This window comes from Streptosporangium minutum (assembly GCF_002149035.1).
GTDB lineage: Bacteria > Actinomycetota > Actinomycetes > Streptosporangiales > Streptosporangiaceae > Streptosporangium > Streptosporangium minutum.
The window spans coordinates 1-9,928 of record NZ_NGFP01000310.1 but is presented as its reverse complement, the minus strand read 5'-3'; the positions used below and the strand labels follow the sequence as shown (position 1 = coordinate 9,928).

Below are 9,928 nucleotides of genomic sequence, written 5' to 3'. Positions count from 1 at the left end.
GTTGATCTCGCTATGGGTGCGGAGTGCCGGTCCGGCTCCGAGGTCGCTCAAGACGTGGTTCGATCGGAGGCCCCCGAGCGGTGAGGACCCCCCTGACGTGCTGTTATTTGATCGTGACTTGACGTCGTCCATTACGGGCGAGTTACATGTTCCTAACCCCGTAAACGTTTTCAGCAAATCATCGGCGATCGCAGTAAACGTTTACAGAAAGGTGTGGTCTCTGTGAGCGACGGGCCGACGATCACCACGATCGCGGAGCGGGCAGGCGTCTCGATCGCCTCTGTCTCCCGCGTGCTCAACGGGCTGCCGACCCGCGAGGACACAGTGCGCCGGGTGCTCAGCGCGGCCGACGAGCTGGGATACGTCCCCAACTCGGTGGCCCGGTCGCTGAAGTCGCGCCGGACCAACCAGGTGGCCTTCGCCATGGCCGACATCGGCAACCCGGTCTACCTGACGATGGTCCGCGAGATCCAGCCGGTGCTGAAGGCGGCGGGATACCGTCTCGTGCTGCACTCCACGGACGCGGACGTGGCCGAGGAGATCGACGTGCTCCGCAGCCTCGGAGAGCGCTACGTGGACGGGCTCATCATGATCCCGCTGCGGATCGGCGAGGCCCACCTGAAGGCCGTCGAGGCGGCCCGCGCCCCCGTCGTCATCATCGGCTCGGTGCCGGACGGCACGCGGGTGGACAACGTCCGCACCGACTCGCGCACCGGCGTACGGCTGGCGCTGGAGCACCTCCGCTCCCTGGGGCGCCGCCGTATCGGATTCGTCAACGGCCCGCTGGACACGGTCCCCGGCTCGGCCCGGTCCACGGCCTACGCCGAGGGGATCAGGGAGCTCGGCCTGCCGTACGACGAGAACCTGGTGGAGATCGGCGACTTCTACCGCGCAGAGGGGGCGCAGGCGGTGAGCCGGCTGCTGTCCAGGGCGCCCGACCTGGACGCTCTCATGTGCGCCAACGACCTGATCGCGCTCGGCGCGCTGGACGTCCTGCGCCGGGCGGGCCGGCGGGTGCCGGAGGACGTGGCGGTGGCCGGTATGGACGACATCGACCTGGCCGCCGTCGCCTGGCCCTCGCTGACCAGCGTCTCCCTCGGCTCGGCCGAGCGCGGCCGACTGGCCGCCGAACTGCTCCTGGACCGGCTGGGCAACGGCGACCGCGACCCCAAGGTGGTCACCGTGCCGCCCCGCCTCATGGTCCGGGCCTCGACTGTGGGAGAGGAGACCCCGTGACCCTCACCGCCGACCGGCCGGTCAGGACGGCGCCCCCGAAGAAGCCCCGCAAGGGCGGCCGGCAGGGGCGCGAGGCGCTGCTGCTGATGCTGCCCGCCCTGGTGCCCGTGCTGGTGTTCAGCGTGGGGCCGCTGCTCTACGGAATCTTCCTGGCCTTCACCGACGCGCGCTCCGGGCGCAACGCGGTCACCTCCTTCGTCGGCCTGTCGAACTTCGGGGACCTGCTGAGCGACGGTGACTTCTGGGCGTCGTTCCGGATCGGGATGATCTGGGCGGTCTCGGTGACCGTGCTGCAGTTCCTGGCGTCGCTGGGGCTGGCGCTGCTGCTCAACCAGGAGATGCGATTCCGGGGGTTCGCCCGGGTGCTGGCCATGGTGCCGTGGGCGATGCCGCCGGTGGTCATCGGGCTGATGTGGCGGCTGGTCTACCATCCGGACGCCGGGATCCTCAACAGCATGCTGGGCACCGAGGTCGACTGGCTCAACGACTTCTCCATCGCGCTGCCCGCGGTGATCGTCGTCGGGATCTGGACCGGCATGCCGCAGACCACGGTGGTGCTGCTGGCCGGGCTGCAGGGTGTCCCCAAGGAGCTGTACGAGGCGGTCGAGGTGGACGGCGCGGGCGTGTGGCGCAGGTTCTGGAACATCACGCTGCCCCAGCTCCGCCCGGTCATCGTGGCCATCACCTCGCTGGACTTCGTCTGGAACATCAACCAGTTCGGGCTGGTCTACGTTCTCACGCAGGGCGGCCCGGGAGGCCAGACCCGCCTGCCGATGCTGTTCGCCTACGAGGAGGCCTTCCGCTACGGCTTCTTCGGCTACGCGGCCACCCTGGGCGTGGCGATCGTGATCGTCGTGCTGGCCGTGCTGGGCGTCTACCTCTGGCGGCAGATGCGGGAGGCGAGCTGACATGGGCAAGGCATTGCGCTATCTGGCACTGGCCGGCTACATCGTCTTCCTGGCGTTCCCGCTGGTCTGGCTGCTGTCCACGGCGCTGAAGACGCCGCAGGAGATGGCGAGCCTGGACCCGACGTGGATCCCGCGCTCACCGACGCTGACCAACTTCGCCGACGCCTTCTCGGAACAGGACCTGGTCGGCAGCGGGGTGCGCAGCCTCGTCGTCGCGGTGGTCAGCGCGGTGCTCACCGTGATCCTGGCGCTGCCCGCGGCCTACGCGCTGGCCCGGCACCGGTCGATGGTCAACCGGATCGCGATCGGGTGGGTGCTGGTCAGCCAGGTCTTCCCGTTCATCCTGATCATCATCCCGCTGTTCATGGTGCTGCGCAGTCTGGACCTGGTGAACACGCTGCCCGGCCTGACCGTCGTGCACATCACCTTCACGCTGCCGTTCGCGCTGTGGATGCTCCAGGGATACGTGCGTGCCGTACCGCGTGAGCTGGAGGAGGCCGCCGCGGTGGACGGGGCCGGGCGGGTGCGGTCGCTGCTGAGCGTCGTGGCCCCGCTGCTGGCGCCCGGTGTGGTCGCGACCCTGCTGTTCTCGTTCATCTCCTCCTGGAACGAGTTCCTGTTCGCCTTGATCGTCCTCAAGGACCCGGATGTGGCGACCCTGCCGCTGACGCTGGTGAAGTTCACCGGCGCGGAGGGGGTCGTGCGCCTCGGGCCGCTCGCCGCAGCCTCGCTTCTGGCGACGGTCCCGAGCCTGGTGTTCTTCGCATTCATCCAGCGACGGCTGAGGTCCGGCCTGATGGCCGGGGCCGTCAAGGGATAGCCCACCCCCCGATAGGAGAAGTCATATGCGCATGAGGGTCGTGCTGGCCGCAGGCCTCCTCGTTCTGGCCGCCGGATGCGGTTCGGAATCGCCCGCGGCCGCCCCCGGCGAGCCGGTGAAGATCAAATTCCAGAGCCTCGCCTGGCAGAAGGAGTCGATCGCCGCCAACAAGCAGCTCGTCGAGGAGTGGAACAAGGCCAACCCCAAGATCCAGGTCGAGTACATCCAGGGAAGCTGGGACAACGTCAACGACCAGCTCGTCACCTCCTTCGAGGCGGGCGACCCCCCGGACGTCATCCACGACGACTCCCCGGCGCTGTCCGGCTTCGCCAACCGCGGCTACCTGCTGGACCTCACCGACAAGGTCCCGGCCGAGCTGAAGAGCGACATCCCGCAGGCCGCCTGGGACACCGTCACCTTCGGCGACGGCAAGGGCGGGCAGGGCGTGTACGGCGTGCCGTTCCTGCAGGAGTCACAGGTCATCATCGGCAACAAGAAGCTGCTCGACAAGGCGGGCGTGCGCATCCCGACCCCGGACAACCCGTGGACGTGGGACGAGTTCGCCGAGATCTCCAAGAAGCTCACCAAGGGTGACGCCTACGGCGTCGCCTGGCCGATGAAGTCGCCGGTCAACAAGGTGCTCAACCTGGGCCTGAACTTCGGCGGCACGTTCTTCCAGACCGACGCCGCCGGCAAGACGACGGTGAAGGTGGGCGCCGAGGAGCGCGAGGTGCTCCAGCGCATCCACGACCAGCTCCACAAGGACAAGTCCGCCGACCCGTCCGCGCTCGGCATGGGCTCCGCCGACCCGCTGCCCGGCTTCTACGCCGGCAAGTACGCGATGCTGCCCGTCGGCGTCTACCTGCGCCAGCAGGTCGTGGAGCAGGCGCCGGACGGCTTCGAGTGGATCACCCTCCCGCCGCTGAAGGGCGCCACCGCCGAGCAGGGCGCCGTCTCGCAGACGCTGTCGGTCGCCACCGACAGCAAGTATCCCGAGCAGTCGCTGAAGTTCATCTCCTTCTTCCTGAACGGTCCGAACCAGGTCAAGCTCGCCAAGGGCGACTGGCTGCTGCCGACCTCGGTCAAGGCCGCGGGCGACCCGGCCATGACGACCGAGGAGAACGGCTGGAACGTGGCGACCGCATCGGTCAAGAACCTCGTGGTCGCGCCGTTCCTGAAGGTCAACGGCTTCGACGAGTGGAAGAGCAAGGTGGCCACGCCGGCGCTGCAGCAGTACTTCGCCAACAAGATCACCCTTGACGAGACGGCGAAGAAGCTGGTCGACGAGGGCAACAAGGTGCTGGAGCGGTACAACAAGTGACCGTGACGCATCGGGGGCGCGCCCGGGGGTGTCTGCTCGGCCTCGCGGCCGGCGACGCTCTCGGGCGCCCGGCGGAGAACCTCTCACCTGAGCAGATCGCCGCCCGCTGGGGCAGGCTGACCGAGATCGACGGCGGGGGCACCGACGACACCGAATACACCATCTTCGCGGCCTCCCTGCTCGTGCGGCACGGGCACGCGCTGACCCCGCAGGACGTCGCGCTGGCCTACCGCCAAGAGATCATTCCCCTGGTCGACGGCCCGATGAAGGGGGCGGGCTTCTCCGAGCTCGGCGCCATCCAGGCGCTCCGGCGGGGCCTCGAACCGCCGCTGACCGGCCAGTGGCACCGGCACGGCTGGTCGGACGGCCTGGCCATGCGCGCGGCGCCGTACGGGATCTTCGCCGCCGGAGACCCCGGCGAGGCCGCCCGCCTGGTGGAGATCGACGGCAGCGTGAGCAACGCGGGCGAGGGCATCCTCGGCGGCCGCGCGGTCGCCGGGGCGGTGGCCGCCGCGATGACGGGCGCCTCCCCGCAGGAGGTGGTCGCGGCCGGACTCGCCGTGATCCCCGAGGACTCGTGGACCGCCCGCAACGTCAACCGGGCCAGGGAGGCCGTGCTGGACCCCGCCGGATCCGGTGGGGTCGCCGCACGGCTGCACGAGGCGGTCGTGGTCCGGCACTACCCGTGGACGGACCTGGCCCCCGAAGCCGTCGCCCTGGCCTTCGCCGCCTACCTGCTGGGCGGGGGAGAGGTGGAGGAGTCCGTGGTGGTCGCGGCGAACCTGGGACGGGACGCCGACACCACCGCCGCCATCGCGGGCGCCCTGGCCGGCGCCGGACGCGGTGAGGCGGCGGTGCCGGAGCGGTGGGCACGGCAGATCGGCCCGGTCGAGGGACGATGCCTGCCGGTGACCGCAGGACGTCACGTGCTCGACGTGGCCGATCAGCTCGTTGAAGGGACGTAGGGCGATGATGCCGGGGGACAGGATCCTGGGGGCGTTCGCCGGGATGGCGATCGGCGACGCGGCGGGATGGCCGTCGTCGCGGCACCGGGCCGGGGTGCACGCGCCGTGGAGCAGACGGCTCCACCGCGAGCTCGACGCCTTCGCCGAGGAGCACCGGGTGACCACGCTGCCGGTGCCGTTCGCGCTCAACCAGCCGGTCGCGCCTCTGGTGATCGGGCCGTCCGACGACGCCGAGTGGCTCGCCTGGACCGCGCTCACCATCGACCAGGACCGTGCGGAGGCGTTCACCGGCCTCGCCGGCAGGGACGACATCAGGGCGCGGATCTCGGTGCGGACCGCGCTGGACAACCTCGCGCGCGGCCTCGGCCCTCCCGCCAGCGGTCACGACAACCCGCACTTCTTCGACGACGCCGCGGTCGTGCGGGCGGTCGCCTTCGGAGCCAGAGGGCTGGACCCGACGGCCGACGCCCGGGTCACCAACGCCGGCGACGGCGTGCTCGGCGCCGTCGCGATGGCCCGCGCGATCGGCGTCCTGGTGGACGGCGGGCAGATGGGCGACGCCGTGGAGGCCGCGCTGGACGCGCTCCCCGACGACACCGTCATCGGCCGCGCGGCCCGTACCGCGCTCGCGGTCGCGCGCCGCGCGGGTGACCCCTTCGGGGCGGTGCCCGCCCTGGACGCGGCGCTGTTCGACCACGTCTACAGCTACGGGGTCGCCGCCGCGGAGACGTTCCCGGTGGCTCTCGCGCTGGCGGAGGTCTCCGGCGGCTCGCCGGGCACCGCCGTGCCGGCCGCCGCCTGCCTGGCCGCCGCGGCGGACTCCGCGCCCGCGCTGACCGGCGCGCTGACCGGCGCGTTCACCGGCCACGGCGCGCTGCCGTCAGGGTGGAGCACCACCCTGACCGGCTGCTGCCTGCCCGAGCTGGCGGGCATCGATCTACTGGACATCGCGAGGGGATGGATCGCTTGACATCCTCCCCGCGGCTGGGCCGGGGGACTCCGGCCTTCTCCCGCCGGGTTTCCTGACCGAATCACGTGGCACCGCGCCGCGTTTCCGCCCCAGAGCTGAAGCCTGGGGTCTCCACGCTGGAAGGATGTAGATGAGTGCTGCAGGTGAGGAGGGTACGCCGGTGAGTGTGACCGCGGGCGGGCTTGAGGACAGGGCCGTCGGATGCGTGGCGGGCGCCGCGGTGGGCGACGCGCTCGGCGGCGCCACCGAGGGCTGGACGCCCGAGCAGATCAGCGAGCGCTACGGCGGGCACGTCGAGGGCCTGGTCCCGCCGTTCTTCGAGGACTGGCGGAACGCCCGGCCCATCGCGCCTTACCACAAGGGCGACGGCCACATCACCGACGACACCCTGATGACGCACGCGCTGATCCGGGTCTACGAGCGGGTAGGCGGCCACCTGGACGCCTACGCGGCGGCCGATCACCTGGTGCCGGAGATGATGGGGGAGAAGCGCTGGATCCCCGAGCTGGAGACCGAGGCGCTCCCGCTGCACCGGGTCTTCCTGGCGGAGAAGTGGCTGGTGCTGCGGCTGCACTACGGCCACGTGGACCCGCGTGAGGCCGGGGTCGGCAACATCGTGAACTGCGGTGCGGCGATGTACATGGCGCCGGTCGGCGTGGTGAACGCCGCCGACCCGGACGCCGCCTACGCCGAGGCGATCGAGCTGGCCGGCGCCCACCAGTCCAGTTACGGCAGGGAGGCGGCCGGGGTGCTCGCCGCCGCGGTGGCCGAGGCCATGCGGCCGGGCGCGACGGCCGACTCGGTGGTCGCCACCTGCCTGCGGCTCGCCCGGGACGGCACGGCGGCGGCCATCGACGCGGTCTGCTCGGCGGCCCGCGACCTCGGCCACTGGGACGGCTCCTTCGAGACGCTGCGCGCGGCCATGAAGCCCTACGACACCGTCGCCGACACCTACCGCGACCAGGGACTCGGAGCCCGTCGCCCGAGCCGCCAGCACAGCATCGAGGAGCTCCCGCTGGCCCTGGCGTTCCTGCTGATCGCCAAGGGCGGCTACCGCGACACCGTCCTCGGCGGCGTCAACTACGGCCGCGACGCCGACTCCATCGCCTCCATGGGCGGCGCCATCGCCGGCGCCCTCGGCGGGCGCGAGGCGGTTCCCGCCGACTGGCTCGACCAGATCGCCACCGCCAGCCGCACCGACCTGGTCGCCCCCGGCCTGGCCCTGGCCCGGGTCGCCCGCCGCGTCCACACCGCCGACCTGGAGCGCCGCCGCGCCCACGAGTCCGCCTTCGCCGCCCTCCTCGGAGACGCCGGATGATCAGACTGACCTGGGTGCAGCCGGAGGACCTGGTCGGGCACGAGCTGCGGCAGGCCGCCGAGGACGGCCGCGAGGTGACGGAGATCGCCGCGCGCTGGCACGCCGCGGGCGGGCACGACGCCCCGCCCCGGGCGGGGGCCTCGCCCGAGGTCCCCCCGGTACGGCTGCGCCGCCTGGCCGAGGACCTGCTCGACGAGCTGGCCGCGCTCCCCTCCCCGCTCCCCGAGCCCTCGACCCTGGCCGGGATCGTCGCGGCCTGCCCGGCATGGCCGTCCGGTCCGCGACGTTCACCGGGGGCGGCCGGCGCCGTGCTCGGCGGCGGGCCGGCGGCCGGCTCCCCGGACCCGCGGGTCCTGGACCGGATGCTGGGGGCGTGGCTCGGCCGGGCGGCGGGATGCGTGCTGGGCAAGCCGGTGGAGAAGATCCCCCGGGAGGGGATCAGGGCGATCGCCGAGGCGACCGGGAACTGGCCCATCCGCGGCTGGTTCACCGCCGAGGGCCTGCCCGCCGAGATCGGCGCGCGGTGGCCGTGGAACCGGCGCAGCGCGGTCAACAGCCTCGCCGAGAACATCGACGGCATCCCCGAGGACGACGACCTCAACTTCGCGCTGCTCGCGCTGGCCCTGCTGGAACGGCACGGCCGCGCCTTCACCACTGAGAACGTCGCCCAGTTCTGGCTGGACGAGCTGCCCGGCGGGCGGGTGTTCACCGCCGAGCGCGCCGCCTACCGCAACCTGCTGACGGGCCTGGAACCGCCCGCCGCGGAGGGCGGGGACGCCGCGGATCGGCGGGGCGGAGCCGTCCCCGCCTCCACGGCGACCTTCCGCAACCCGTTCAGGGAGTGGATCGGTGCGCTGATCAGGGCCGACGTCTACGGCTGGGTCAACCCGGGCGATCCGGCGACGGCCGCGGAGTTCGCCTGGCGCGACGCCCGGCTCAGCCACACCGCCAACGGGATCTACGGCTCCATGTTCGCGGCCGCGATGTGCGCCGCGGCGCTGGTGGCCTCCTCCGTCGAGGAGGTGGTCGCCGCCGGTCTCGCCGTGATCCCGCCGGAGTCCCGGCTGGCCGTCGCCGTCCGGCAGGCCGCCGAGGACGCGCGCCGGGAAGCGGACTTCGAGCGGGTCGTCGACCGGCTCCATGAGCGTCACGGAGCCCTGCACTGGGTTCACACGATCAACAACGCCGCGCTGATCACGGCCGCGCTGGTGCACGGCCGGGGTGACTTCACCGCCTCGATCGCCGGGGCCGTGGCGGGCGGCTGGGACACCGACTCGGCCGGGGCGACCGTGGGCTCGATCGCCGGCGCGCTGCGCGGCGCGTCCGCGATCCCGCCGGAGTGGTCGTTGAAGAACAGGCTGTCCAGCAGCGTCACCGGGTTCGACGGCATCGGCCTGGACGAGCTGGCGGGCCGTACGCTGGCTCTGGCGACGGAGGAATCATGATCTCGGTATTCGGCAGTGCCAACATGGACCTGGTGGCCTATGTCGAGGCCGCTCCCGGGCTCGGCGAGACCGTGACCGGCCGGGAGTTCCGCACCGTCCCCGGCGGCAAGGGCGCCAACCAGGCCATCGCCGCCGCGCGCGCCGGCGCCGAGGTCGTCTTCCTCGGCGCCGTGGGCGACGACGCCTTCGGGCCCGAGCTGCGCCGCACGCTGGCCGGGGCCGGGGTCGACGTCAGCGGTCTGCGTACCGTCCCGGGCCCCTCGGGCATCGCCCAGATCGTGGTCGACGGGCAGGGAGGCAACTCCATCATCGTGGTCCCCGGCGCCAACGGCGCGGTGACCGCGCCCTCCGAGACCGAGCTGGAGGTCATCGCCCGCTCCGACGTCCTCCTGCTGCAGCTCGAACTCCCCGTCGAGGCGGTCACCGCCGCCGCCCGCGCCGCCCGCGCGGCGGGGACCACGGTGATCCTCACCCCCGCCCCGGTCCAGCCGCTCCCCGACGAGCTGCTGGACGCCGTGGACATCCTCGTCGCCAACGAGCACGAGGCCGCGGCGATCACCGGGCTGGCCGACCACGAGGACGCGGTGCGGGAGCTGAGGACCCGGGTCGGCTGGGTCATCATCACCCTGGGATCACGCGGCGCGCTCACCGCCGCGCCCGGCGCCGGCCCGGCCGTGCACGTCCGGGCGCCCGAGGTGCGGGCGGTGGACACCACCGCGGCGGGCGACACGTTCGTGGGGGCGCTCGCCGCCGCCCACGTCGAGCGGCAGTCCCCCGACCGGGCCGTCCGGTTCGCGAGCGCGGCCGCGGCCCTGTCCGTCCAGCGGGAGGGGGCCAGCACCTCGATGCCGGACCGCGCCGAGATCGACCAGAGTCTCGCCCGTTCCGATGGCTGACGGCCGGCTCACGGCCCGCCGTACCGGCGTCGCGGGGGAGAGCCGGGTC

Annotated in this window: 9 protein-coding genes; all 9 read left to right on the top strand. The window is 72.4% G+C overall.

What is annotated here, in order from left to right:
- Positions 1-222: 222 nt before the first annotated feature.
- The 9 genes from CA984_RS39275 (at position 223) to rbsK (ending at position 9,879) form a co-directional block, all read left to right on the top strand.
- Positions 223-1,236 carry a LacI family DNA-binding transcriptional regulator gene (locus CA984_RS39275; RefSeq protein ID WP_086578444.1) on the top strand — a complete coding sequence of 338 codons (1,014 nt, stop codon included), beginning with the start codon at positions 223-225 and terminating at the stop codon, positions 1,234-1,236.
- Positions 1,233-2,144, top strand: a complete 912-nt coding sequence (locus CA984_RS39270; protein WP_086578443.1) for a carbohydrate ABC transporter permease — start codon at positions 1,233-1,235, stop codon at positions 2,142-2,144. The genes CA984_RS39275 and CA984_RS39270 overlap by 4 nt, the downstream gene beginning before the upstream one ends.
- Position 2,145: 1 nt before the next feature.
- The gene (locus CA984_RS39265) at positions 2,146-2,964 is read left to right on the top strand and encodes a carbohydrate ABC transporter permease (protein WP_086578442.1); all 819 of its coding nucleotides are present in this window, start codon (positions 2,146-2,148) and stop codon (positions 2,962-2,964) included.
- 25 nt (positions 2,965-2,989) lie between these two features.
- Positions 2,990-4,285: an ABC transporter substrate-binding protein gene (locus tag CA984_RS39260; protein WP_086578441.1), complete on the top strand. Its 1,296-nt coding sequence runs from the start codon at positions 2,990-2,992 to the stop codon at positions 4,283-4,285.
- Positions 4,282-5,250, top strand: a complete 969-nt coding sequence (locus CA984_RS39255; RefSeq protein WP_086578440.1) for an ADP-ribosylglycohydrolase family protein — start codon at positions 4,282-4,284, stop codon at positions 5,248-5,250. The genes CA984_RS39260 and CA984_RS39255 overlap by 4 nt, the downstream gene beginning before the upstream one ends.
- 4 nt (positions 5,251-5,254) lie before the next feature.
- Complete coding sequence (locus CA984_RS39250; RefSeq protein ID WP_086578439.1) at positions 5,255-6,220, top strand: ADP-ribosylglycohydrolase family protein; 966 nt, start codon at positions 5,255-5,257, stop codon at positions 6,218-6,220.
- A 160-nt stretch (positions 6,221-6,380) separates the two neighbouring features.
- Complete coding sequence (locus tag CA984_RS39245; protein WP_207621210.1) at positions 6,381-7,538, top strand: ADP-ribosylglycohydrolase family protein; 1,158 nt, start codon at positions 6,381-6,383, stop codon at positions 7,536-7,538.
- Positions 7,535-8,983 carry an ADP-ribosylglycohydrolase family protein gene (locus CA984_RS39240; RefSeq protein ID WP_086578437.1) on the top strand — a complete coding sequence of 483 codons (1,449 nt, stop codon included), beginning with the start codon at positions 7,535-7,537 and terminating at the stop codon, positions 8,981-8,983. Before CA984_RS39245 ends, CA984_RS39240 begins: the two co-directional genes overlap by 4 nt.
- Positions 8,980-9,879 (top strand): ribokinase, encoded by a 900-nt coding sequence (rbsK, locus tag CA984_RS39235; RefSeq protein WP_086578436.1) that lies wholly within the window; start codon positions 8,980-8,982, stop codon positions 9,877-9,879. Before CA984_RS39240 ends, rbsK begins: the two co-directional genes overlap by 4 nt.
- Positions 9,880-9,928: the final 49 nt, after the last annotated feature.

Bases quoted from the DNA above. Each gene is read 5' to 3' on its own strand.
- CA984_RS39240 (WP_086578437.1), top strand. From the start codon at position 7,535: ATGATCAGACTGACCTGGGTGCAGCCGGAGGACCTGGTCGGGCACGAG.
- CA984_RS39260 (WP_086578441.1), top strand. From the start codon at position 2,990: ATGCGCATGAGGGTCGTGCTGGCCGCAGGCCTCCTCGTTCTGGCCGCC.
- CA984_RS39250 (WP_086578439.1), top strand. From the start codon at position 5,255: ATGATGCCGGGGGACAGGATCCTGGGGGCGTTCGCCGGGATGGCGATC.
- rbsK (WP_086578436.1), top strand. From the start codon at position 8,980: ATGATCTCGGTATTCGGCAGTGCCAACATGGACCTGGTGGCCTATGTC.
- CA984_RS39265 (WP_086578442.1), top strand. From the start codon at position 2,146: ATGGGCAAGGCATTGCGCTATCTGGCACTGGCCGGCTACATCGTCTTC.